The sequence below is a fragment of the Paenibacillus sp. Z3-2 genome (assembly GCF_054161325.1).
The window spans coordinates 2,446,727-2,471,657 of the sequence record NZ_CP096397.1 but is presented as its reverse complement, the minus strand read 5'-3'; the positions used below and the strand labels follow the sequence as shown (position 1 = coordinate 2,471,657).

The window sequence follows — 24,931 nt, the reverse complement described above, 5'->3', positions numbered from 1 at the left end:
ATAACGTTCCTGTATTCACGAACCCCGAAGGGGTTGTCTGCTGAATTTTTTTTCTCGAATTCCTCCAGCAGACCAAGGCTCCATCGGAGCCGCTGCTTGAATATTATGTTATGAGATGTCAAATTACTCTTCATTGTTCTCACTTTCAAATTTCTTTTCTTGATTTTGCTTAAACGTTCTTCCGTTAACATCTATCCACTCTACAGGGCCTGCTGCTTGACGGCCTAATACTACAGCAGTCGCTGCACTGATACTGGAGAAAATCGCATTCTCATTAAATATATAAAATTCCCCGCCATCAATCAGAACTCCAGTTTCTATCAATTTGTTTCTCTGCTTGATCCATCCCTCGGAAATTGAACTTGACGTCTGTTTACAGCTTTGAGATCCAGATAGAACTACATAGCCTTTTTCAGTTTCTATCAATTTAGCAGAAGCTCTTTTGCTTTTTAGCGTGTATATGATATCACTACTAACCGGAAGTGATGAAATTACATTATCATTTGATTGTTTAAGGGTAGAAGGAACCAAGAACATAAAATTAACTACTGGAAAAATCAACTTCATCTGCTCTAAAAAGTATTCCATATCTGAAATATCAGCTTCAGGGAGAGTTGTTAACTCAGGCTGTACAGCATTATCAATTTCGGCTGTTTTCGCATCCTTAGATAAAGAAATAATTCGAGATTCTAAATACTTGATATGAGATTTAGTAAGCATTTCATCCTTGCTTATAAAGGCTACAATTTCGATAAAATCCTTATCTGAATCCGCTAAGTGTTGCTTTAATCTCTTTTTAAGATTCTCTGCTTCACCTATGTATATGCGTTCATTATAGTTGTCATTGTTAGGTAAAGATTTTAGAATGTAGACTCCTGGTCTATTAAATTCGGGTCGCTCTATGATTTTAGGCAAAGAAGAACGCTGTGAATATAAAGCCTTACCTGACCAATTACCGATTTCAATTGTTCTAGGCCCTGTTTCTGACCCATCCACAAGAAATATAGTTAGTTTTTTTCCCACTCTTGGTTTCCCCTTTAATTTGATTTCTCATAACGTTCTTGTATTCACAACGTCGAAATGGCTTAAACTGCTTAAGTAGTCAGGCAAAGCGACTAAAGCGCTGGGTGGCTCTGCCACTTAGCCTTGTAGATGTGTCCACCTGAGCCCTCTTCTCCGAAATGCCTCAAGTGGACCGAGGGCCGAAGGGCTCGAAGCGTGAATACTGTGTTATGTGTGTCATGTGCCTACTTCGAATCTACTTTAAATTGTTTTTCCATGTTCTTTAAGATAGTATTTAATCCCTGCACGGTCAACATCGGAAAATAGTAAAGGATCTTTATTCATCAAGTTGGCAAGATGATTTACCGAAACCCATCTGACATCCGCTGAATCATCACCATTATTTAATAACTCACCATCTGCTTTACATCTAAAATAATATCCAACTGAATCTATTGGTCCCATTGTTGTCTGATATGCAGCAAACGGTTTCACACATTCGACTACAAAATCCGTACTGCTATCACTTGTATCTATTCTGCTTTCTTCTCCCTCAATCTCATAAACATCAAGTCCAGTCTCCTCTTTGACTTCCCTACGGAGAGCTGCTGTTAAAGATTCATACATCTCTATCCTTCCACCTGGAAGTTCAATTTTCTTTGGAGCGCCAGGTTTGTTTCTATCTTGAACAACAATTTCAATTTCGTTATTAACATATCTTTCAATTATTGCCCTCGAATTAACGAAAAACATAAGAGTGTCCTCCATCTTTTTGGGTTTTAAATTTGCACATGATTTCACATAACGTTTGGCATTCCTGACGTTCAAGCAGCTTAAGTGACCGCAGGGAACGGGTCGTCAGACTTAGCTGGTTGAATGTATCGCCTGAATAATCTTCTTGAAAATCCTTCTAAGCGATCAAGGGCGAATGCCCACAGTAGGAATGTATTGTTATCCGATGTACCTGACTTCATTGAATTACTCTCATTCACGGTTTTTCCCATTTCTTAATGATTTTCCATCGACCCTTAACCAGATCTACTTTTATTCTTATTGGAGCCTTTGCACCAAATAGTATTTCATTAGTCTTCTTGTCAATTCCTCTAGATCTATAAGTCATCCATGCATATCCCCCAACAAAATAATGAATTGAAATAGGTTGACTTACAAAAACATCTATCTCAACATCATTTTTGTTATATAACGGATAAACTTCCCTACCGCTAAATCTCAAAAAGTTATCAAATGCTTCTTTCTTTATATTTTTTTCATTCTTTATAAAATCTTCAGTTAGCAATACACTTCTTACTGTTTTTTTCACTTCCATGCTAATCCATCCAGAAAGAGAAAAATAAATTACTACGATGAGCAAACATGCAAACATAAACCTTTTTCTTCTTGTATTCAAGTACTTCATTGTCAATTCCCCATTTCAGGTATTTCGGATAACATCATATCCACGAACTTCGTAAACACCTCTCTTTTTAACGAATATCCGAACTACATATAATATAACCCATATTAATCCATCTGCGAAGTCACGAACGTACTCAAAAAAGCAGCCCCAGTGCGAACTGCTCCATTTGTTAGAAAAGACTAACCTTTTGGATCCAGTTTAACATTTGGGCTGCTCTTTTCTTCACTCAACAAAAGAAGAATTACTGATAACCTTCAGAGATCAAACTTTTCTCCCCTTGCGCTCCTTCACACAAAGCATTTACTTGGCTCCGCCACTCCACACCACGCGCTCGCTCATCGCTTTATGCTGTGCAATCAGACAGAGTTCTGCCGCTTTGAATGCATGTTCCTGTGTCATGGCTGTCTCGGTCCGGTCCAGACAATCGCGAATGAGTTGACCGAAGAACGGATAACCGACCTTGCCTTTTACATTGTAGCGGTACTCCCCTTCATGATTGACCAGGTACACCTGATCCCCCTGAGGTTCCCTTGCGATGTCGATATACTTCCGCAGCTCGATATAACCGTCCGTTCCCAGAATAACTGTACGCCCATCCCCCCATGTGCCCAGACCATCCGGTGTGAACCAGTCCACTCGGAAGTAACCGGAGGCTCCATTATCACCAATCAGAGAAGCTTCACCGAAGTCTTCTAGTTCCGGGAACTGTGGATGATTGAAGTTATGCACACGACTGAACCCTACCTCAGCGTCCGTACATGATGCAAACGTCAGAAATTGTTCGATCTGGTGACTCCCAATATCACAGAGAATGCCGCCATACTGCTCATGCTTGAAAAACCAGTCGGGTCTTCCTCCGGCATTTAAGCGATGCGGGCCTGTACCCATAACTTGCACTACTTTGCCGATTGCCCCTTGTTCGATGAGCTGCCCCGCATAGATCGCACTTTCGACATGCAGTCGTTCACTGTAATACACCATGTACTTCTTGCCTGTTCGCTTCACTTCTTCTCGTGCAAGCTTTAATTGCTCCAGCGTGGTAAATGGGGCTTTGTCTGTAAAATAATCCTTGCCTGCGGAGAGAACTCTCATACCAAGCGGCGCACGATCTGAAGTGATCGCTGCACTCGCCACCAATAACACCTCATCATCTGCAAGCACCTCTGCTTCAGATCCAGCAACTTGAGCCTGTGGGAACTGCTTCCGAAATGCTTCCACCTTCGCCGGGTCCGGATCATATACCCATTTGAGGGTAGCTCCAGCCTCCAACAATCCCCCAACCATGCCATAGATGTGCCCATGATCCAATGCTACAGCAGCAATGGTGAACTCACCCGGACCACATACCACCTCTTTTGTGACGCTCTTTGGCGCATAAAACATACCGTCTTTAGCCATCTCATCCCATCCTTTTTGTAAAATAGTTAACCCTCTTAGTCCAATCAGATTCGATCCAAATTTATTCAATTCATTTCTATTTAAACGTCTGACTCAAATCAGCAGGTTGACTGCCACTGAATGCCTTGTCTTTCTTCGTCGTTGAACCAGCAATGCGTTCCTCCAGATGCTCGTAGAACAGATCCTCATCGATCGGCAGCTCCACCCAGTTATCCGTCCAGGTGGACAGCAACATAGCGTTCGACAATGTTAATCCGTGTATACCATCCTCACCGGGAGCAATAAGTGGTGCGCCTGTACGAATTGCATCCACCCAGTTGCGAATTAGGCCAGGGTGACCCGTCTCCACACCCGTAATCGGAATCTCGCATTTCCAACATTCTGGCTGTCCAAAGCCCCCGGTAAACCGCTGATTGAATTCAGGCTCAGATTCCCGAAGTCGCCAGAAAGTAAGTTTGCCATCTTCAATGACGATTTTACCTCGGTCTCCGTTGACCTCGAATCGGTTGGTACCCGGTGCTTCGCCAGTAGTCGTTACAAAGACGCCTGTTGCACCATTTTCATACTCCACATAAGCCGTTACATCATCTTCTACTTCAATGTTCCGATACTTGCCAAACGAACAGAAAGCACGCATTCGCACCGGCATCATGCCAATGGTCCACTGCCACAGATCCAGTTGATGCGGGTCCTGGTTAATCAGTACACCGCCGCCTTCACCTGCCCAGGTTGCCCGCCAGCCGCCGGAATCATAGTAACTTTGGGATCGATACCAGTTCGTAATAATCCAGTTGGTACGCCGTACCTCGCCCAGTTCTCCCGAAGCGATTAAGTCTCTCAGCTTAATGTAGAGAGGGTTGGTCCGTTGGTTGTACATCATGGAAAAGACTTTACCGCTGGCTGCGGCAGCTTCATTCATCTTGCGTACCTGTTTCGTGTATACGCCAGCTGGCTTCTCGATCATGACATGCAAGCCATGCTGGAAAGCCTGAATGGCCTGTTCCGGATGATCATAGTGCGGCGTTGCAATAATAACCGCATCAATCGTACCCGAAGACATCATCTGCTCTGCATCCTGCCAATAGGTGACCGTAGCTGGAAGATGACTGGATACCCAGCTTTCCATCTCTCTTCTTACATCACATACGGCGACCAGTTCTGCGCCAGGCACCTCTCCGGCCACCAATGTTCTGGCATGTGATGCTCCCATATTTCCAATACCAATCACGGCTACTCGTACGATACTCATGCCTGCTCCTCCTCTTCCACACGACGCTTAATTTCAGTGAATACATCTGCAAAATGCTGTAACATCGCCTTGGAGTCCAAGGCACCACTAAAGTCCTCAATTCCGTAGTATCCGTCATATCCAACGGCTCTCAGATCCCGGAACATCTGTACCCAATCCACCATGCCTTCAGTCAACGGTGTCCAGTGACATTTCCAGGCTCTATTCAGACTCATTCCGTTGCTCTGTTCAGTCACATTAGCCTTTTGCGAATCATTCCCTTCTGCTTCAAACCACCCGGCATTCTTCACATGCACATGAGCCAGATAAGGGCCCAATAACTCAAGTCCCATCCGATGATTCTCATATCCTTCATGTACCATGTTCCCTGGATCGTACAATACACCAACATGCTGCGGGTCTAGCGATTGCACAAGTCGATAGGCCAGCGAAGCTGTCGGTGCAATCGTCTGATGATGTGTCTCTACAAGAGCCTTGATCTTGTACTGTTTGGCTAGATCCTGTACTTCACTCAGATAATCAACGGCTTTACGATACAACTCAGGATAGCTGGTCTTGCGATCATATCCGGGAACACCAACACGCATCATCGAAGCTCCTAACCCTGCTGCAGCCTGAAACGCCTGCTCTGTGGCAGACAGATCTCCACAGTTCAGATACGGTACGAGCGCAATGGAGTTCCTACCATGCCCTACCGCCGCTTCACAAAATGTAGGAACCTGTTCCTGCCAGCGGCTCGGGTCGATGGAGCATCGATTATTTCTCCAGTAAGAAGGCTCCTCCGATATCGCTTCTTCAGGAATTCCGCGGAAGCGCCACTCGATTCCATCGATCCCGGCTGCTGCTGCAGCTGATGCCAACTCTTCTGCATTCAAATCTGGGGTAGCTACGGTGAATACAGATAATTTCATCTATGTTCCATCTCCTTATGTAAACGTATTCAATCCATGTCGTAAAGGCATTGTATCACTCCACTGAACGTGACCATAGGGAAAAACGCCAACAGGTGAATGACAGATAACGAACAGAGCACATTCCCCATTCAGAGATAACTCCCAAGGGATCAGATGACCAAAAACCAAAAAGACACCCCTGAAACAGAATTCGGTTCTGTTCAAAGATGTCTTCTCGTTTTGGTCTAATCTGCAACTCGCACGCAACTGTCTAATCCCGGTCAAAGAACACGTGTTCAGCCTGTATCTTCCCTTGCTCGATCGTCATGATTCCAAATGAATATTGCTTCTGAAAACGTCGATCTGTCGGTGACCCAGGATTAAATACCAGCATATTGTCCACCGTGTGCATTACCGGAATGTGTGAATGTCCATAGATCACAGCATCTACCTGTTGGCCTGCAAAGGTATGGATTGCATTTTGCTCTGTACCCTTTGACCCTCGATGACCATGCACAAGACCCAGACGAAGTCCCTCCACCTCAACAATACGAGAGTACCCCAGTTTTTCAGCGATTTCGGACGGGTCCGTATTACCAGCTACTCCTTCAACCGGTGCATACTCGCTAAGCATTGGATGTACACTCCAATCCGACCAGTCACCGGCATGAAGAATCAGATCAGCACTCGGCAATACATCAAGGAGCCTAGTTGGTAACTTGCCTGATTTTCGTGAGAAATGCGTGTCGGAGATGACTATGACTTTCATATCACAACCTCCTTTCCTTTACGTCTTATTTCATTTTACTCTGTCTGCGATGCAACAGCTTGCATCTGGGAGCTGGAACGTTCCATATCTTCGAGCGTGATCGATGCAAAAAACTGTTCTACCTTAGCCTCGGCAACCTGGTACAGATTATTCAGCAGGCTGTCAATATGCAAGCCCACCTCACAATCCGGGTTACAATTGCCATGAATCGGAAACAGTGGGCCTTCATCCTTAGCAGCCTGATAGATCATGGCTAATGTGATTTCACTTGATGGCTTCGCCAGATAGAAGCCTCTTGTTCCAGGAGAAGAGTTCACTAATCCTGCCTTTTTCAGCCCGCCCAGAATACGTCTTACGACGACAGGGTTGGTATTCACGCTACCTGCGATATGTGCAGACGTGATTCGTTCAGGCGCGCTGAGTGACAATAACAACAGACAATGCACACTGACCGAAAAATGAGTACTCATGATTAACCACCTTTATTTAATATCATCCCAGACATGCTGACGTTATTCAGAGAACAGATCCTTTTCGGGACGTGCTCTGATCTTGAGTTGTCGCACACTGTATTCCAGTTGTTTCACAATATCATCCAGCTGTTTACGATCAATCTTGGTCGGATCTTCCACCGGTTTTGCGGACGACTTGAGATCCCGAATGGTTAACTGCTGTTCTTGCCATTTGTCCATCAGATCTGCAATATTGGCATAGAAACGTTCGTAATCTTTGATGACCAGGTCAAGATAAGCATCCACCTCATCCGGATCATAACCACGAAGTTTATAATTAAATTGTTTTTCATGAATCGATAACGCATCTAGCTGTACACCCAATTGTTTGAACAATTGTCTTTGTTTATCCAATCTTCGTTTCATATGTTCATCCATATTGACAACCTCCATTATAAGCCAAGCCGTGGTTCCTTTTTCCAGTGAAAAACATACGGCATTTTCTCTCTCTATTTTTTATAACACATAATCCGTCAGATATAAAACGATACGACCCTTTTCCTGACGAAAATGATTGCTTTTCATCTAATTCGGGTAAGGACACACTACACCCCACAATGGGAAAGGAGCATGTCCTTATGAGTACATTAACCCAAGATCAACGTCAAGAACTGAAAAACGCCCTTTTGGAGCAACGGGAAAACTTACAGCGTCATTTTGAATCCAGCATGGAAGACGGTGCTCCAGCCCAGTCGCTGAAAGATTCAACCGGTGAGCTGTCCTCCTATGACAATCATCCGGCAGATGCCGGTACAGAAACATTTGAACGCAGCCGTGACCTGGCGATCGACGATACATTAACAGACGAATTCAATCAAGTGAACGACGCATTGGAACGTATGGAGCAAGGTACATACGGAACCTGTGTAACGTGCGGAGAAGATATCCCCTTCGAACGACTTGAGGCTATTCCATATACAGCATACTGTATTGACGACACGCCTAACCGGGAGATCAGCAACGATCGGCCTGTTGAAGAAGAGGTAATGACCATGCCTCCAAGTGGTGCTGGAGAAGGAAGACAGCAGAACGCCGGCAAGTTCGACAACGCGGATGCTTGGGAAGCAGTCGAGGAATATGGTACATCCAACTCCCCCGCAACCGCAGCCAAACGTGATGTGAAGGACTATGATGAGAACATGTAACGTGTTATAAAAATGAAACGGTACGCGTCAAAATTAAAATCGATTTGATAAGATACTCCACCATTATTCTTTCTTATCATGTATTAAAAAGCCGCCAATGGCGGCTTTCTCTAGTTTTCTACAAAGTTGTCTCCCACGTTTGCCGTTACTTTCTTCCGGCGATAACGCTGAATACATGTTTACGTCCGTTTATTCTTCCGACTCACTACCAGATAATGCGGATTCCTGCCGCTTCGAATCTGAACGAGACGCTTTCGGAGTTGATTTGGCCTTACTGGACCTAGCTTTTTTCTCTTTTGCATCTGTCTTAGACACAGGTATTTTCTCTATCGGTTTAGAGAGGGCAGAAAATAACTGAAAGACCTCATGTTCCCCTTGATGATTCTCTTTCGCTGTATAGGGTTCACAGAGTTTTATGATTTTTTTATACAACTGCTCTACTTCCTCACGGGTTGCATACAGCGTGATGTCCGAGAGAAACATCCGATCTTCGTTTTCCGCCTGATGCATGAATCGCTGACGACTTTGTTCGAACATCTCATTCAATAATTTAAGCGTTTCGGACCGAAACACCTGTTTCAATGGTGAGTTTTCCTTGTCTTCTTCTTCGTGACGGAGATGGATCTCTCCGGTAAATGGTTCGTAGTATTTCGCAATAATTCCATTAATCTCACGCGTGGAAACGATGGTGAGCAGACCGATTTTCTCCAACTTCTTCACATGATAGTGCACTTTGGCGGGCACCTCACCCATCTGATCAGCGATCTCTTTGACCGTAGAGGCCCTACCCTGCTTATTAAACATATTCATAATCTGTATCCGATACGGATCGGCGTAGATCTTAATTTCTTCAATTGTGGAAAGAACTTTGCTGCATCCCTGTATCCTCATTTCCGGGGTACCTGTTGCCCATCGAATGCCTCTATTATACCGCTGCATCAGAGCTTCGGTCAAAACAAGCCGGAGATGACATGCTACATAAAATCGGATAATAATCGCTTCTGAATGTACTTCATAGAGCAGTTCGAAAACTCTTGGTTAGAAGCAGCATACCTGCTGACATGGCAAGCATAATGCCGAAGACAATAATAATTAAGCACTTAGTGCAAACAACCCAGCATCAATCAGGATCGTCCACGCAATGCCTATTGTAGCAATGAGTGCACCCGCCACTGCAAGTCCTGCGAGCTCTGCCACTCTGGTTGCGGAAGACGACATGGCATTACCGGAGAGCAGCATCGATTGGGGAAGCAATCGGGGCACACTGGACACTTCAGCAAAGAATTCAGAATCGTGATGACAAACAGATGCCAGACTTCGAGTTGCCCCAGTCCGAACAACAGGGCTGTAATACCCACGAACAACCCGCGACCGGTATTGGTAATCACAATCACTTTTTTGAGAGACATGCGATCAACCAAAGCACCGGCGAACAGACCCAGGAGGATATTGGGCAAGAAATTCACCGCCAGCAGCCTACCCATCAGCACTTTCGAACCGGTCAGAATGTATACCATCCAGCTGTATGCAATCGAATCAATAGAATCACCAAATCTGGATACAACTTTACTAAGCATAAACTGCATGTAAGGCCTGATTCGTAATCAACAACGGACTTTTTGATCCACTTCCTATAACACAAAGAAACAGACCACATGTGGTCTGTTAGGTTGGCCTCATCATATTTATAAACGCCTACATTTTCTGCCTACTTCTCAATACTCAATTGAAATCCGGACTGTTCAGCCTGTACCTCGAGCATCAGATCGCGTACCCGGTCTGCTTCATTCCCCAGTCGTTCTTCGCTGATTCGGTAGTTGGTCCATTTTAACTCAAGTGGAAGCTCAATTGTCCCCGTCAGGCAGTCCCACAAAGCGTCGAGATTACCGCCATAAAAATCTGGCAGATGCAGCTTATCCTTCAATTGCTGATGAAGTTCAGCCGTACTGGTAAATTCTTGTCCATCCAGAATCACAATATTCATGGCTGTTCCTTCCTTTATTTCATCCGTGTAAATGATGCATAGTGGTCTGTTGTTTTATAGATGAGTCCATCATTGGAATACACGATCCGATCAGAATTACGGAAACCGGAAGTATAGTTGATATCCGCCTCACGCCATGTACGTCCGCTTGCTGCGGGCAGAAGACCCTCCCGATTACCAAATGTGTCTCCGCCGATGCTTTTCCCAGGAGCGACGACAGCCAAGTTTCCTTTTGACGCTACCCAGCCGAGTCCTGTTGCCTGTGATTTGGTAATAAAGTTACATGGCAATGTTCCATTTGCACTCAAATAGTTTGCTACACCCGTAAATGTATTGATAATGGTACATGTTGCAGCAGATGCCTTCTGCTGTGGAACTGGAGTGAGCTGTGAACCTGTGAGGAAAACGAACGTTAACAACAATGCCAGTACAGCGGTTGATAGTAATCTTTTCATTAATTCGGCCTCCCGATCCTTCAAAGTAGATGAACCTGTCACGATATGTGTTCTGTAAGCCGCAACTCTCTAGTTGGATGTTCTGCTAGATTATAGTAAACAAGTCATCTCATGACTATTTATATCACATCATTTTGGTAGAAATATCAAATGAAGACGTTCAAATTGTAAAATATTATAATTATAACATTTTAAGACAGAAAAAGACTCTCATCTCTAAAGATGGAGTCTACATGTTTTAGTATGTTTGATCTGGTTTGAATTGGTCTAATCGATCAGCTGCACACGTTGACGAGTTCGTGCCGATTCCAGGCACGCATCAATGACACGCATGTTTTGAATGGTATTTTCCGGACTGAAAGGCAAGGCCTCTCCTTCAAGTGCAGCAGCCGCAAACGTTTCAACCTGTAGAACATAGGAATTGGATACCGATACACGCTCCTCACGACTAACCGAATCCGTGTGCACAATAATCTGAGGTGGAATATCACTATTCTCCCAGCCAAACACTTTCGGCAGTTCGATTCGCCCATCCGTTCCCAGGATCTCCATCTCCGCTCTTCCTGAAGCCCACATGCCACAGTCAAAGGTTAAGGCTACCGAATTCGGAAATTCCACCAGTCCCGAAGCCATCATATCCACCCCATCATGCTCGTCCGAAAATAGAGCGTGTACTGTCACCGCTTCTGGCTCTTGTCCCAGATACATCCGGGCCGCCGAGATCGGATATACGCCAAGATCGAATAAAGATCCGCCTCCCATCTCTCTTTTGAATCTTACATTTTCCTTATCATCTGCGGTATTGCAGGTGAAGTTACCATGGATGGCTCTGACGGTGCCGATCTCCCCGCTGGCTATAATCTCTTCCACACGTCTGTGCTTGGGATGATATCGATACATAATCGCTTCTGCAAATAGAACGCCTTGCTGACGACATACCTCGATCATTTCTGCCGATTCATCAGCGTTCAAGGCAGCTGGTTTCTCACATAAAACGTGCTTGCCAGCCTGTGCAGCTTTAATGGTCCATTCTTTGTGCATATGGTTAGGCAAAGGAATGTAGACGGCTTCGATATCCGGATCAGCGATGAGTTCTTCGTAACTGCCATAGGATCTGGCGATGCCGAGTTCTTCGGCAAGGGCTTCCGCTTTTTCCTTGCTGCGGCTGGCAATCGCCAAGACTTCACCCCGTTCGGACTGCTGGATTGCTGGAATGACTGCATTTCTGGCAATGGTTGACGTACCGAGTACACCCCACTGTAACTGTTTATCCATGCTTATCTTCCTTTCATACGGTAATTGTCCTCATCTGCCTTGTGTAACATGCCGAGACAACGATCCAGATCCGTTTTGACCTGTTTCTTGTATAATTCAGCTTTTTCCGCACCATCATCCGTGAAGTGATATAGAACGATTTCCTGAAAATCGACCTTCGGATCATTACCCTTCAGCTTCTTCGTGCGATAAAATATACCCTGCTGTACCAATTCATGTAATGCCCGATATACCTCGCTCTGGGGTGGTACATAACCGTAGTCTTTGAATTCCTGCTTCATCGCCTCCAGCATCTCGTAACCATATCCCCTGTGCTGTTCAACCATCGTAATCAGATAGAGCTTGATAAATGCCCGTTGTGCAATCATAAAAGCCACGTTCATACCCCTCCTGTCAGAACCTATATATCTAGTATTATAAAACTTATGTTCGGGTTCTGCCATCTTTCTCCGCTTTGCCTCCCTTTTATCGATCTTATAAGAGGGCGAGAAAGTAAGGGTGTGAATACGCATCAACAAAGAGGAAGCACAGAAAAAGGTTTTCTTTTGTGAATTTTTCATGTAGTGAAATTTTAAAATAATTTTAAAAGTCGGTGTATCCAAGAGATTAATCTGAGCCATGCCAATTCCATGTATTAAGCACAATGATGCAACGCTCGCATTTTGGTCGAACCTGCATGTAATTCTGCATTACTGCATTACTGCCTTTACTCTGTTATGAATTTTTCATATGTTGATATATTCTTTTATTGCGGACAGTCTTCGGTACGGTTCCCACAATCCATTTACCCCAGCTTACGCGGGAGATGAGCCATGTCAACACACAGGATAGGGCGAGAGCCAACAACCAGGTGATGATCATTCGAACGACAGGGTTCCAGCCCATAGCGACATAAAACAGTTCATCCGGAATATAGCTGTACCGCAGCATCAACATATGCATCAGATATCCGCCGTACGATACACCACCAATCCATCCAAGCAATTGTATAGTCCTGAGATTGTGCAACTTACCAGCCAGTTGATACATGACCATAATGGAAGCAATCAGAAAGAGTGCCATATCAGGACGGATCAGGCTGACCGTATAAAACGTAATTTTGATTCCCTCTGGCTTCTGAAACTCCAGCATTAATAAATATGTAAACCGAAGACCCAGTACAATAAACATCGTCCAATATACCCAACGTAACCGATGAATCCATTCATTCCAGCGCTGGACAGATAACCCCGCCGCTGCACCAAGCACAAAATAAATAAAGAAATAGAGGAAATTGCGGTCTGCGTACGTTGTAAAAGCATCCGTCAGTACCGGGATATTCAGCCATTCCATGAATTTGGCGATGTTACCTAATTGATCTGCGAGCACCAGATACACAGCACCCGTAATCAGCAGCGCTATCATGCGCCCCTTGGCCTCATATCGGTTATATACATAACGAATGGCTCGCAAGAAGAGCGGAAATAACAGATAAAACTGGATCAGCATAATAATGTACCAGAAGTGTGAAGTGGTTTTGCCCGTAATCAACTTCAGGCCAAGGTCTGGGATATCATTCCATCCAAATCCGGTCCAGCCTCGCGGTGCAAGTGTAAAGTATATGAGTGACCAGATGAGATAAGGAACGATGACGTCGGTTACTCTTTTTCTCATGAACTTCCCATAATGCAGCTTGTCTCCCGTGTTATAAAAAAGCACCATACCTGTTATGAATATGAACAAAGGGACTGCAAATTTGGAGAGCATCAGCAGTATAGCCAATAACACGCCATCCTCCAGTCTCGTTTCCGGTACAAGGGCGTAATGTGCGATGGAGTGCTGGAGAACCACTGCTGCAAATGCTATTCCTCTTAAGCTCTCAATTTCTGTAATACGTTCTCTACGAGGCATACACTCAGCCGTCCTTTCTTGGTTTTGCGATAAAAACAAAGTACAATGAAGCCGTAGATCTGATGAACGGAGTGATTCATATTTCTTTAACTGACAAGGACTTAACCACGATCGACTCCAAGTATGTTCAACAACATCTGGCTAACGAGCGAACTTTTCTGGCATGGGTACGCACCGGTATTGCCATGGCAGGCATCGGTTTTCTTGCTGCAGGATTTGGCTTCAATTCCTCGGCTTATGACCGTCTTGCGCACATTGCCGCGATTATCACAGGGATCACTTCTCTGATTGGCGGTATATCCATCATTTTATATTCGGCAGCGGCCTATCATCGGAAGCGTAGACAAATCAATGAACAAACGTTTCAGGCATCGACCGGATTAATCCGGTTTCTTACCATGATACTACTGGTGATTGGACTCGCTTTGGCTATTCTGCTGTATGTATTGTTATTCCCTGCTTGACTGGGTAAAAACAACATCGTCATTTATCATGGACCACTATAACACAGGGACAAAAGCCGGCCTCCCTTAAGGAAACCGGCTTATGACCATCTGGTGCATCCTGTATGTTATTCTGTTTTCAGGTATCATGTCATTTAATTCAACCAAGTAAGAGAAGCTTTTACAAGAATGTATTGTTACCCAATCGAGCTGCCTTGCTTTGGGCTTCCAATCTGCGTTCTTCCATATCCAGATCCGTACGTTCTGCGGGTACATCTCCGCGATGAGCTGCTTCAGCTCTGTCCCGGTTAATCTGACTGTTGCTGCTGAATACATCATACACATCTGTGTCCCGATCCGTGGAATCTACGAGCAGGAGGATTTTACCATTTTGTACATACTCCTCATACTGCTTGGCATCCTCTTCGGGAATACCCAAACCTACGAGACCACCAACAAGTCCGCCAGCTCCCGCACCTACAGCTGCACCAGTTAATGCTGCTGCAATGGGACCCGCGGCCAGAATGGGTCCTATGCCGGGTATGGCCAGTGCACCGATACCTGCGAGCAAACCAGCTACTCCACCAAGTACACCACCTGTGGCTGCACCCGCAGCCACGCCTTCAGGGGCTTTCGTACCTGTCTCTTCCCTAATCGCCTTCAGTTCATCCCGATCTTGCGTAATTACCGAGATTTCGTCTGGAGTGAATCCTTGTGCTTTCAGACCCTCGATGGCCTGGGATGCCTCACGTTCTGTATTAAACACACCTACGATTTTCTTCTGCATAGTGAATTCCTCCTCTTTAAATTGAGTGGCTCGCTATGTTATTACCCGCCTTGTTTTCTTTCAAACGCTTGCAAGTCAATATACTAATCTGAAAAGAGAAATTAATTCATCATTTCCCCCGTGGTTTGGCTCGATTAGTCGCGACCGCTTCTAGTGGATTATCCGGCCAATAGTGCTTCGGATAACGGCCTTTCAGATCTTTTTTGACCTCAAAGTATGTCTCTCGCCAGAAATTGGCCAAATCACGTGTAACCTGTACAGGTCGCTGGGCTGGTGATAACAGGTGGATGGTCAACGGAACTCGCCCTCCAGCTATACGAGGCGTCTCCTGTTGTCCAAACATCTCCTGTAGTCTTACCGCAAGCGTAGGATCTTCCGGGCGGCTGTAGTCCACGGGAATACGGGAACCACTGGGCACCTGTATATGAGTTGGTGCTTCATCGTCCAGTTGTTGTCGCTGACTCCAGCTTAGTCCACCGAGCAATACATCATGCATTGATAATCTCTTTAGATCGGCTGCCGATCTCATGCCTGTCAGATAAGGTGCGAGATGTTCAGCCAGCTCTTCGGTCAGATCATCTTCGATCAGGTCTGGCCACTCGGGTAAATGGAGATGCAGGAACCTCAGCCTGTCCGCAAGTTGTCTGGACGCTTTGTTCCAGGGTAAACAGTCCAGACCTTCCATCCGTATTCCACTTAACAGTGCTTCGAGCACCTGATCTTCAGGTGGCTGTGCAATACTGCTCTCTTTGATTACAAGGGCTCCGATTTGTAGTCTCTTATGTGCCCGCACACTCCGAGTATTGGAATCCCAAGCCACTTGCACTTCATAGTGCAGCAGGTGCTGGCCTGCCAGCAACAATGTGTGCTCCTGCAACGGCGCAGCCAGCAGGATGCGCGCATCTGCGCCCTGGTCGTCTGCCTCGGCTGCGACCAGATAAGCTGAACGGCTCAGCGATTCTGTCGCTGCGAGCCGTACGCCGCGGCCGCTGCTCAGCAGATAGCGGCCGTCCTCCCGGCGTTGCCCGATCCGGTCCGGATAGGCGAAGGACAGCAGCAATCCGCAGCTGTCCTCATCCGGCCGCACCGGATCGGCCGCCGGGCCGAGCGCCGAGCGCAGCTGGCGGCTCTCCTGGAGCATGCGCCGCACGGCCGCGCCGTCTGCGACAGCCGCTGCCGCTTGCGGCATGCCGCTGCTGTCCGCGGTCAGCAGCGCTTCTACGCGCGGGCGGAGGTCCGTGCCCGCGCATGCACTGCCACTGCTGCGGAGGCCGGCAGGCTCCTGCAGCAGTGCCGCCAGCATGCTGGCGTAGCTGGCCAGCCCAAGCTCCGCCGCGCGGAGCAGCATGCTGGCCAGTCGCGGATGCACGCCAAGCGTGTTCATCCGCCGCCCGAAGGGCGTGATGCGGCCTGCGTCGTCCAGGCCGCCCAGCTGGCGCAGCAGCGCCTGTGCCTGGCCGTAGGCGGCGTCAGGCGGGGTGTCCAGCCATTGCAGCTCTGCTGGGGACTGGACACCCCAGACGGCAAGCTCCAGCGCCAGCGGCGCAAGATCCGCGGAAGTGATCTCTGGCCGAGCTGCCTCGGGCAGTCCGCCATGAACCTCTTCGCTCCACAGCCGATAACACACACCCGGGGCGATTCGCCCTGCACGCCCCCGTCGTTGATCGGCTGACGCCTTGGACACCGGCTGGGTGACAAGTCTGCTCATGCCCGTACGCGGCGAGAATGCCGATGCTCGACTCAACCCCGCGTCTACCACAATCTTAACTCCAGGGAGTGTGAGACTGGATTCAGCAATAGAGGTGGAGAGCACAATTTTGCGCGAACCCTCAGCGGCTGGCCGTATGGCCTCATCCTGTTGTTCCACCGGCATACTGCCATACAGAGAATGAACTTTCACCTGTGCAGGAAGAGAACCCTTCAATAACTCCCGCTCTGTACGGTGTATCTCTTTAGCGCCAGGAAGAAAAACAAGCACATCCCCCTCTTGTTCGGTCAATGCCTTGACTATGGTCTGAGCCGTGAATTGTTCCAGCTGCATAGCTGCTGGTCTCGGCACATATCGTGTTTCCACCGGAAACGTACGTCCCGGACAGTGAATTGATCTTGTATCTTCGCCAAGCAATGCACACACGGGAACAGGATCAAGGGTTGCCGACATCACCAGCAGCTTCAGATCCGGACGCAACATCGCTCGGGATTCCAATGCTAGAGCCAGACCCAAATCCCCATGTAGATGACGTTCATGGAATTCATCGAATATAATCATCGCCGTGTCCTCAAGTCCCTGATCCTGCTGCAACATCCGGGTCAACACGCCTTCCGTCACAACTTCAATGCGTGTCGCCTGACTCACCCGTGTATCCATGCGTACCCGATATCCTACGGTCTGCCCAGCCTTTTCCCCAAGCGAAGCCGCCAGCCTCGATGCAGCTGAACGTGCGGCCAGCCTTCGGGGCTCCAGCATAATGATTTTCCGTCCGGCAACCCACGGCTCCTCCAGCATAGCGAGCGGTACGACAGTCGTTTTTCCCGCACCCGGTTCTGCAATTAACACACCTGTATCCTGATCCCGAAATAACTGTCTTAACTCCGGAATAATCTCTTGTATCGGTAAATCTATATGCATATTATCGCTCCTAATGAATGTACCCTACTGCTCTTCAGTATCACTGTTCGAATGTTAGCATTATAACAAAAAAAGCCGTTCCAGAGGAACGACTATCCAAGACACACTTATTTAGCATCATGAAATTACGCAACATACCTATTTAGCTCAGCAGTGATTCAGCACCATCAATGACAATCTCTGCTCCAGTAATATGTCTGGATTCAGACGAAGCGAGAAAGCTTACCAGATCCGCAACATGTTCCGGCTGACCCGGTCCATCTGCAAGTGGCTGCTGGCCTTCCGGGAACTCCATCGGAATAATGATCTGTTGCAGATCATCCGTTTTGACCGTACTTTGATCGATATTGGTCGCAATTGCTCCCGGACAGATCACGTTTACACGTATCTTGAACTTCGCCAGCTCAAGTGCAGCCATCTTGGTAAAAGCAACCTGCCCCGCCTTGGACGTGCTATATGCCGACATGCCAAAGCTTGAGAAGCGTTGATTGCCGTTAATCGAACTCGTAATGATAATGCTGCCGCCACCCCGTTTTTTCAAGTGAGGCAATGCATATTTAACGGTGAAAAATGTGCCATTCAGGTTGGTTGTAATAATCTGTTGCCAATCTTCAACCTGAATCTCTTCAATGGGTGCCGATACCCCGTTAATGCCCGCATTGGCAAAAACAATATCCAAGCCGCCGAATAACTCGACGGTTTCAAGTACTGCTTTTTCCACACGTGCCGGGTCGGAAATGTCAACATCGAATGCTCGCGCCGCACCTGGATACACCGCATTAATCTCTGCTTCCGTTTCCGAGATCCGATCATTCACCAGATCAAACAGTGCAACTTGTGCACCTTCCTTGGCCATCTTAACCGCAGAGGCTTTCCCAATTCCTGAGCCTGCTCCGGTAATAATCGCCACCTTGCCTTGAAACCGTGACTTGCCGTTATGTTGTGTCATTATCCATCCACTCCTTCAATTTAGCAATTATGTAAGAATGTAAAGTCAAGCTCATCGTTAAAGTCAATTCTTCACAATATTACCCAAAAAGAGTGTCTTTTAAATCAACACCAGCAAGTTTTTTCACAGTTGATCTTCATCGCTGTTACGGCTACATCAGGTCACTTCAACACTTTATATCCAGCAGTTTACCATTCCAACTCAATGAAAGCGGCATCATCTTCAAGACCACCCGTATGTGTAGCATCCAGCAATACCTGAATGTGTTCATCGGGGACGTAGGCCTGGATCGCATCCAGGTCGTTCAGTCCATCTGTATATAACTGAAGACGTAGCGAGTCACTTGCTGTACCTTTAGTCTCATAGATGTGCGGCTTGCCGCCCACGGGACCTTCAAGTGTAGACCAACGCTCATTCGTTTTGCAATGTGCCTGGAACATGTCAGACTGTTCCTGATTATTGCGCCAGAGGCGAATACGTGAATCTCCCTGCCACGCTAACCACACACGGCTTTTGCGACTTCCTCCTGTGAGCTCAATCCGCCCACAGACATACATGGCCTGACTGCCGCGGCTTCGCTTTTCCATTAATACTTCACGTAGCAACAGAGGGGTACTCTCCAGTGGTTGTATTTTCTCCAGTTGCTCGGATGCAGGAAGGGTCAGATCATGAAGAAGACATTCCACGGCCTCAACCGTCGGGTGCTGCGTCGTTTCCAGCCAATCCAGCAAAGCATTTCCCAGAAACCGTGCTGCAAAGTCGCCCAGATAACTCATGCCTACTCCATCACATAATACAAAATTGCAGACATTCCCACTCATGCGGACCGCAGCAAAATCCTGTCCGGAATCACCCTGATTAACCGTCTCTGCGGCTCTGCCGTAACCATATCTGCACTTAAATGCACCTTGATAACGAGTTAATGGCTGTTCTCCGGTCTGCACACTCACATACCGAAAGTTGCCATGCCGTTGCTCGGCATGGCCCCCCTTATCACCAGCAGACAATGTTGCCAATCGCATCGCTCTCATGATTCCCCTCCTATCTCACAGGCGTAGCAGCGGACATCTGGAACCCGATCGATACCAATTCTGCGCAGGTACCTGGCAGCATCATGAGTGCACCGGGAGCAAGCAAATAATCAGCTTCAACAAGCATTTCCCGATAACTTTCGGGCAGGACGGATGACATATTGCGCAGCTTCTCTCCATGCTCATCCTGAAGATTCGTTTCCGGAGAGATCCCCTTCCATCTTCTAGGTTCAGCAATCGGCCCTTCCAGCAGATGATCGGATATAAAAATATTCTCGACCAACACATTGCCGTCCGGCACACTCATGCCCATGATTCTTTTGGCAATCGGCTCGGGATCTTCACCTGTAGCCACCCCATCGGTCATGTGACATACAAGCGGCGCAGGACAATCCTGCATATTCGGAATTTCGGCCTGTAGAATCTTTTCCGCCTGTAGGAAAGCCTTCGCAGAATCCGAAAACCGCCTCGGTGTCAGGTCAGGCAACGAACCGACTGCAGCGATCTCGTCAATCCCTTTGATTCCGTTCAACAAGTCATATACATCATCACTATATGCTAATATCGCTATGCGATAGCGAGGTGTCAGACGATTCCCCTTCGTGGACCGAAACACCATTTGGCGAATTGCAAGTGATAATGCATCATAGACAACGTCAATCCGCCGACGATTTTCCAGAACCATATTCATGGAGGCGCTAATATCAATTAAATATATAATAAGTGCGGGTGTACGCTGTGATGCTTGAATCGTGTAGTTCATCTAGGGTGAGCCACCTCCGTCGTTCACGTTATTTTATAAGAAGTTGTTCAAAAAGTCAGCTTTTGATTACGAAGGATGCCTGGCGGTATCATCAACGTCGAATATGGAATTCAGCCGAATAAGCATATGCTTGCGAAGTATGTTTCCTTCGGAAACATTTTAGTTGCTCACGTAGTTTTCCCTACGCTCTGCTACTCCATTTCTAGCTTCATCCCATCTTCTCGGTACTGAAAACCGACCTTTTTGAACACATACTATAAGTTGGGCAACGTGTAGCTGTTGTTGCTCAGGAATTTGTTAATGGCACTCATTCGAGCCGCTACTTTGCCGACTCCTTTGAAATAAGCAGCATCGGTATTGTAAAGTTTTTTGAAATCACGGGCATACGATTCCGCATTTTCAATTTTTCTGCCTATTTGCGCATTATACGTTTTATTGTAATGAGCAATCAGCGTGACCACATTCTCGGCACGCTTTTTCTTGAGCGCAGCTGCCTGAGCGATCTCTTGCTGACGTTTAACTTCAGCTGCCGCTTTACGCTCCGCTTCCTGTCTTGCAAGCTTGGCATCATTCTCTTTTTTCCAGACCAGATAAGCTTCATATTTTGCCTGTTTATCATACTTCTCCTGCTGTGCTTTCTTGGCAGCTTCTTTCTTCTGCTGCTCCTGCTTCACCAGATAGGCTTCATATTTCGCTTGCTTGTCATACTTGGCCTGTAATGCCTTGCGTTCTTCTTCTTTTTTCTTCGCTTCAGCTTCCTTTTGCTTGGCTTCAGCGAGCTTTTTCTTTTCCTCTGCGTCCAGTTTTGCGGCCTCCGCAGCTTTTTGTTTTTCTTGTTCTTCCTGCTGTTTGAGCGCTGCCGCTTTCGCAGCTTCAGCCTCTTCTGCAGCCTTGACCTCGGCCAGTCGTGTAGCTTCCAGTTGTTCTTGCTGCTTCACCTCTGCCTGATCCGCGAGTATTTTGACCGTTGGCACGGTTCCTGCCAGCAATACAATAAGCACAGCGGAAGAGATCATGAACTTTTTGGATCTGTAAAAAGGGACCGGTACGGGCTTACTTGTATCCTCTTTTGGATTGAGCTTGGCATCCAGTTCCTTGATTGCAGCCTCTACTTCCATCTGCATCGCACTGTTATGCGGAATAAAATGATACAGCGAACGATACACTTCCAATGCAGCAGCCGGCTTGTCTTCATCCTCAAGGGCTCTTGCTTGTAGGAATAAACGGTTCACAACCGCTTCCTGATCAGGAGATTGTTGTGTTTGAGAGTTGTTCCCCTCTTGGACTTTCGTCGTTTCGCTTGCTGGTTCTGAGCTTTTTTTCAAATTACCATGAACAGCATCTGGCTGATCAGCACCCTTTTCTTCTGAGGTCGCAGCCGCCACCTCATGAGCCTGATGGACGTCTACCGCCGCCAGTGCGACATACCACTCACCAAAAGTCGGACAACTGCTCAGATCGTGACTTTCCCAGGCGCGAATAAACAGATCGGAAAGTTTCGAACCCCAACGCTTCTCCAGTGACTCCCGCATTGCATAATAGCGTTCACTCACCGTTTGCATTTCATGTTGGTCAAAATAGCTTTCGCCCCAAGCTTTCTCTACAATAGCCGGGTCAGACCAGCTTAACATCTCAGCAATAATTACGGCTCCGGCAAATCGGTCAGCATACGAACTCCACAAACCGCTGTGAACTGTTCGGTGGGCCGCATAACCAGGTGACCCGGCAAGCAGGGCATCCGGACGATCCATCTTGGAACCGTACATCTGCTCGACATCCACGAGTTCTACCGCAGACGTCTTTCCCAGGTTCTCCACTTCGGAAAAAAACGGAATCATTACATTGGGCGCGGACATATCGCAATGAGCCAATCCACGCTGCTCCATCGCCGAACCCGTTCCGGCAAGCGCTCTGGCCAGCTTCAGGCTCTCTTCTGCCGTCAACTGTCTTTGATCACTGATCACGTCGAACCAGGTCTGACCTTGCACCCATGGCATCAATACCGCATATAACAGATCGGGATGTTTTCCAATGAGCGCTCCGTTTCTTTCCGGAGTGAGCACATCACGCTTGCATACCTGCAAACCTGGCAGTTCACTATAGGACTCCATATGCTCAGACTGATATACCATAGCCGGAATACGGAATTTAGGAAAAAATACTTTTAGTGCTTTGGCCCCATGAATGGAACCATTACGGGGTATCAATTGATAAACAATCCCCTGCCTTCCGGCTTGGGCATAAGCCAGACCCGGCGCAGCCGGATGTTGCCCAATCGTATAGGCAATGTCGTTAATCACCACTTCATCCCCGGGATTTGGTTGAAAAGACATGCTTATCCCTCTCTCTGTCCTAGTGTCATAGTTGCAACAAAAACCGGGTGTTGTGAAAACGCCCGGTTTTTGCTGTAGTTGTACATCTTCAGCTTGCTACCCACCTATAATTCAGGGCGAATTCAGACTTCAAATCGGCCTGATCTATGTAAAGCAGATTAACGAGCTTGGTCAGCTGTACGGAATTTGTTAGCAATAGCTGTAAGTTCAGCGCTGATGCTGTTCAGCGTTTGAACGAATGATTGCATTTGTTTACTAGCTTCTTGGAACTCCTGGAAGAAGCGTTGTTTTGTCATACCTTCCCATTGTCCTTCCATGCTTGTGATGGATTGAGTCAATGTAGATACGATTTGCTGACTTTGCTCACCGCTTTGTTTAAATTGGTTGGAAACTTGATCAAGCTGCTCTGGGGTAACTAAAATACGTCCTGCCATTGGTAAATTCCTCCTTGGTTTGTGCAATTAATTTTTGACTTGTTCAAATTGTACTATACCAGGATCAATCGGACAAAAGCCGAAGGACCTACTCCTATTTACCCCATTTTTAGCAATAAAACTTCTCCTAACAGCCTATTTACAAAAAAAATTCACTTTCTGCTGTCCATTTATTCTCCCTTTTTAGGAGACCACAGGCTCGGTTCCTCTTCTTCCCCGAAAGGAAGGATCTGTGAATCTCCATGCTACAGGCTCAGGCTGTATGGCCTGCACCAGTGTAGCTGGTGATCCATCAGGCGGCGCGGCATCCTGTACACGATATACGGCCGCCATTGCGGAAAGGGGATCGGATACAGCTACACTTGCAGAATGTGCAGGCATGATTTCTCCTGTACGATTGTTCTGAAGAACATTCAGCATATTGACCGCATTACCATAGGCTGTGTTCACATGACTCAGCACGGAACGATACTCCATGTCTGCCTGCTGGAATAACAACGCTTTGCGTCCCAGCTGTACGCTCAACTCCATCAAACGACGAAGCGCATCCTCGCCCAGTCGTTTACTGTGATTCCATTCACTCATCACCGCTGCGCGGGATTCAACCTCCCACTCCAGCGAATGAATCGCCTGATCCAACACTGTCATCTTTTGCTGTATTTGCTCCGCTGCATACTGAATCTGCCTGCTCAGTGCCCGAAGCACATCCGGTTCCACACGAATGCGCATTTACCATCACCTTTCCTCTTCCCCTGCAGGCTGTTTAAGCCAGTCCAGCAGCATCTCGTGAAACTGTTCTCTAGTCGTCATTGCTGCAACAAGCCAATCATCTGAAGCGGCGGTGCTCATCCGGAACAACCAGTTGGAGACCGCACTTGCAGCAAATGCTGCCGACTGCGACTTCCACCCGTCTTCATTCCATACAAGCAACCGAAGCTCCCCATCTGACTCCTTACCCACCAGACAGCGTGCCAGCGCAAGTGACCCTTCAGGATCACTTGTCTCCTGTGCGAGTTCATCTGCTACGGTCTGTACCTTGCTGTTTTCCAGTTCATTCATAACATCATAAAACTTTTTCTTGGAGCACATTAATGCCGGTTTCTCCGCAGGAGAATGGCCGCTCCATTTCATCCGCTGAATCAGGACATCAATGGCCTCACGAACACTTCCCAGATCGTTAAGCCGGAACGAGTCTGGTACATCGTCAACACGGGAAACTTCAACGACCCGCTCATCCGTGCAATGGATATAACTCTCATATGACTTGCCGTTGATCGTGTAGCGAATCCAGCAAGCTCTGTCGGACAGTCCGGCAATGGCTACTCTGGAGAAAACGGTCGGTGTCATGATCAGCTCATCCGTCTCCTGATCCTGAATCAGATATCCTTTGTCAAGCAGGCAGGTCTTGACACGCTCCCACTCCATCGCGATATCCTCCGCCATATAGCCGCGAAACGGATCTTCCACACCAAGCAGTCGGTCTGAACCGAGAATGCCGGCCAGGAAAAAAAGTTCTTTTGTTTGCAACGTGACTATCTTTTGCTTAGAATCATGAACCGTCAACATTATGAGC

The 24,931-nt window shown here is 47.2% G+C and carries 27 protein-coding genes; 2 read left to right on the top strand and 25 right to left on the bottom strand.

The window, feature by feature from the left end; translation table 11 throughout:
- Positions 1-123 precede the first annotated feature (123 nt).
- From M1D71_RS11165 to M1D71_RS11125, 9 genes are all read right to left on the bottom strand, one after another.
- Complete coding sequence (locus tag M1D71_RS11165; RefSeq protein ID WP_458126470.1) at positions 124-1,023, bottom strand: GIY-YIG nuclease family protein; 900 nt, start codon at positions 1,021-1,023, stop codon at positions 124-126.
- A gap of 240 nt (positions 1,024-1,263) precedes the next feature.
- Positions 1,264-1,755: an NUDIX hydrolase gene (locus M1D71_RS11160; RefSeq protein WP_458126469.1), complete on the bottom strand. Its 492-nt coding sequence runs from the start codon at positions 1,753-1,755 to the stop codon at positions 1,264-1,266.
- Positions 1,756-1,990: 235 nt separating this feature from the next.
- Positions 1,991-2,329: a hypothetical protein gene (locus M1D71_RS11155; RefSeq protein ID WP_458126468.1), complete on the bottom strand. Its 339-nt coding sequence runs from the start codon at positions 2,327-2,329 to the stop codon at positions 1,991-1,993.
- A 390-nt stretch (positions 2,330-2,719) separates the two neighbouring features.
- A complete protein-coding gene (locus M1D71_RS11150; RefSeq protein ID WP_458126467.1) occupies positions 2,720-3,817 on the bottom strand; it encodes a Gfo/Idh/MocA family protein in 1,098 nt (365 codons plus the stop codon).
- Positions 3,818-3,893: 76 nt separating this feature from the next.
- Complete coding sequence (locus tag M1D71_RS11145) at positions 3,894-5,066, bottom strand: Gfo/Idh/MocA family protein (RefSeq protein WP_458126466.1); 1,173 nt, start codon at positions 5,064-5,066, stop codon at positions 3,894-3,896.
- Complete coding sequence (locus M1D71_RS11140; RefSeq protein ID WP_458126465.1) at positions 5,063-5,977, bottom strand: sugar phosphate isomerase/epimerase family protein; 915 nt, start codon at positions 5,975-5,977, stop codon at positions 5,063-5,065. Before M1D71_RS11140 ends, M1D71_RS11145 begins: the two co-directional genes overlap by 4 nt.
- A gap of 253 nt (positions 5,978-6,230) precedes the next feature.
- Complete coding sequence (locus tag M1D71_RS11135; protein ID WP_458126464.1) at positions 6,231-6,728, bottom strand: metallophosphoesterase family protein; 498 nt, start codon at positions 6,726-6,728, stop codon at positions 6,231-6,233.
- Positions 6,729-6,763: 35 nt separating this feature from the next.
- The gene (locus tag M1D71_RS11130) at positions 6,764-7,198 is read right to left on the bottom strand and encodes an Rrf2 family transcriptional regulator (RefSeq protein WP_458126463.1); all 435 of its coding nucleotides are present in this window, start codon (positions 7,196-7,198) and stop codon (positions 6,764-6,766) included.
- 42 nt (positions 7,199-7,240) lie between these two features.
- Positions 7,241-7,618: a DivIVA domain-containing protein gene (locus tag M1D71_RS11125; RefSeq protein ID WP_017689054.1), complete on the bottom strand. Its 378-nt coding sequence runs from the start codon at positions 7,616-7,618 to the stop codon at positions 7,241-7,243.
- Positions 7,619-7,818: 200 nt separating this feature from the next.
- On the opposite strand from M1D71_RS11125, the gene M1D71_RS11120 reads away from it, so the two are divergent.
- Positions 7,819-8,385 carry a TraR/DksA C4-type zinc finger protein gene (locus M1D71_RS11120; protein ID WP_458126462.1) on the top strand — a complete coding sequence of 189 codons (567 nt, stop codon included), beginning with the start codon at positions 7,819-7,821 and terminating at the stop codon, positions 8,383-8,385.
- Between the two features lie 189 nt (positions 8,386-8,574).
- Here the strand turns inward: M1D71_RS11120 and M1D71_RS11115 are convergent, their stop codons facing one another.
- The 7 genes from M1D71_RS11115 to M1D71_RS11085 all read right to left on the bottom strand — a co-directional run bounded on the left by M1D71_RS11115 (position 8,575) and on the right by M1D71_RS11085 (position 13,989).
- Complete coding sequence (locus tag M1D71_RS11115; RefSeq protein WP_458126461.1) at positions 8,575-9,195, bottom strand: helix-turn-helix domain-containing protein; 621 nt, start codon at positions 9,193-9,195, stop codon at positions 8,575-8,577.
- Between the two features lie 335 nt (positions 9,196-9,530).
- Positions 9,531-9,971 carry an MFS transporter gene (locus M1D71_RS11110; RefSeq protein ID WP_458126460.1) on the bottom strand — a complete coding sequence of 147 codons (441 nt, stop codon included), beginning with the start codon at positions 9,969-9,971 and terminating at the stop codon, positions 9,531-9,533.
- A 122-nt stretch (positions 9,972-10,093) separates the two neighbouring features.
- A complete protein-coding gene (locus tag M1D71_RS11105) occupies positions 10,094-10,369 on the bottom strand; it encodes a barstar family protein (RefSeq protein WP_458126459.1) in 276 nt (91 codons plus the stop codon).
- A gap of 14 nt (positions 10,370-10,383) precedes the next feature.
- Positions 10,384-10,824, bottom strand: coding sequence for a ribonuclease (locus tag M1D71_RS11100; protein WP_145318664.1), 441 nt, complete (start codon positions 10,822-10,824; stop codon positions 10,384-10,386).
- A 267-nt stretch (positions 10,825-11,091) separates the two neighbouring features.
- A complete protein-coding gene (locus tag M1D71_RS11095; protein ID WP_458126458.1) occupies positions 11,092-12,099 on the bottom strand; it encodes a Gfo/Idh/MocA family protein in 1,008 nt (335 codons plus the stop codon).
- A gap of 2 nt (positions 12,100-12,101) precedes the next feature.
- Positions 12,102-12,476 carry a helix-turn-helix transcriptional regulator gene (locus tag M1D71_RS11090; protein ID WP_458126457.1) on the bottom strand — a complete coding sequence of 125 codons (375 nt, stop codon included), beginning with the start codon at positions 12,474-12,476 and terminating at the stop codon, positions 12,102-12,104.
- Between the two features lie 337 nt (positions 12,477-12,813).
- Complete coding sequence (locus M1D71_RS11085; RefSeq protein WP_458126456.1) at positions 12,814-13,989, bottom strand: acyltransferase; 1,176 nt, start codon at positions 13,987-13,989, stop codon at positions 12,814-12,816.
- Positions 13,990-14,051: 62 nt separating this feature from the next.
- Here M1D71_RS11085 and M1D71_RS11080 point away from each other — a divergent pair, with 62 nt between their 5' ends.
- Positions 14,052-14,453, top strand: a complete 402-nt coding sequence (locus M1D71_RS11080; RefSeq protein WP_458126455.1) for a YidH family protein — start codon at positions 14,052-14,054, stop codon at positions 14,451-14,453.
- Between the two features lie 160 nt (positions 14,454-14,613).
- Here M1D71_RS11080 and M1D71_RS11075 read toward each other — a convergent pair whose 3' ends face one another.
- The 9 genes from M1D71_RS11075 to M1D71_RS11035 form a co-directional block, all read right to left on the bottom strand.
- Positions 14,614-15,219 carry a general stress protein gene (locus M1D71_RS11075; protein WP_458126454.1) on the bottom strand — a complete coding sequence of 202 codons (606 nt, stop codon included), beginning with the start codon at positions 15,217-15,219 and terminating at the stop codon, positions 14,614-14,616.
- Positions 15,220-15,328: 109 nt separating this feature from the next.
- A complete protein-coding gene (gene hrpB, locus M1D71_RS11070) occupies positions 15,329-17,848 on the bottom strand; it encodes an ATP-dependent helicase HrpB (RefSeq protein ID WP_458126453.1) in 2,520 nt (839 codons plus the stop codon).
- A gap of 142 nt (positions 17,849-17,990) precedes the next feature.
- Positions 17,991-18,797, bottom strand: a complete 807-nt coding sequence (locus M1D71_RS11065) for an SDR family oxidoreductase (RefSeq protein WP_458126452.1) — start codon at positions 18,795-18,797, stop codon at positions 17,991-17,993.
- 188 nt (positions 18,798-18,985) lie between these two features.
- Positions 18,986-19,828 carry a hypothetical protein gene (locus M1D71_RS11060; RefSeq protein WP_458126451.1) on the bottom strand — a complete coding sequence of 281 codons (843 nt, stop codon included), beginning with the start codon at positions 19,826-19,828 and terminating at the stop codon, positions 18,986-18,988.
- A 10-nt stretch (positions 19,829-19,838) separates the two neighbouring features.
- Entirely contained in the window at positions 19,839-20,591 is a 753-nt protein-coding gene (locus M1D71_RS11055) for a vWA domain-containing protein (RefSeq protein ID WP_145318689.1), read from the bottom strand.
- Between the two features lie 254 nt (positions 20,592-20,845).
- On the bottom strand, positions 20,846-22,924 hold the full coding sequence (locus tag M1D71_RS11050) for a hypothetical protein (protein WP_458126450.1): 2,079 nt from the start codon (positions 22,922-22,924) through the stop codon (positions 20,846-20,848).
- A gap of 158 nt (positions 22,925-23,082) precedes the next feature.
- Entirely contained in the window at positions 23,083-23,358 is a 276-nt protein-coding gene (locus M1D71_RS11045) for a WXG100 family type VII secretion target (RefSeq protein WP_017689071.1), read from the bottom strand.
- A 183-nt stretch (positions 23,359-23,541) separates the two neighbouring features.
- Positions 23,542-24,087: a WXG100 family type VII secretion target gene (locus M1D71_RS11040; RefSeq protein ID WP_458126449.1), complete on the bottom strand. Its 546-nt coding sequence runs from the start codon at positions 24,085-24,087 to the stop codon at positions 23,542-23,544.
- A 6-nt stretch (positions 24,088-24,093) separates the two neighbouring features.
- Positions 24,094-24,924, bottom strand: coding sequence for a hypothetical protein (locus M1D71_RS11035; RefSeq protein WP_458126448.1), 831 nt, complete (start codon positions 24,922-24,924; stop codon positions 24,094-24,096).
- Positions 24,925-24,931: the final 7 nt, after the last annotated feature.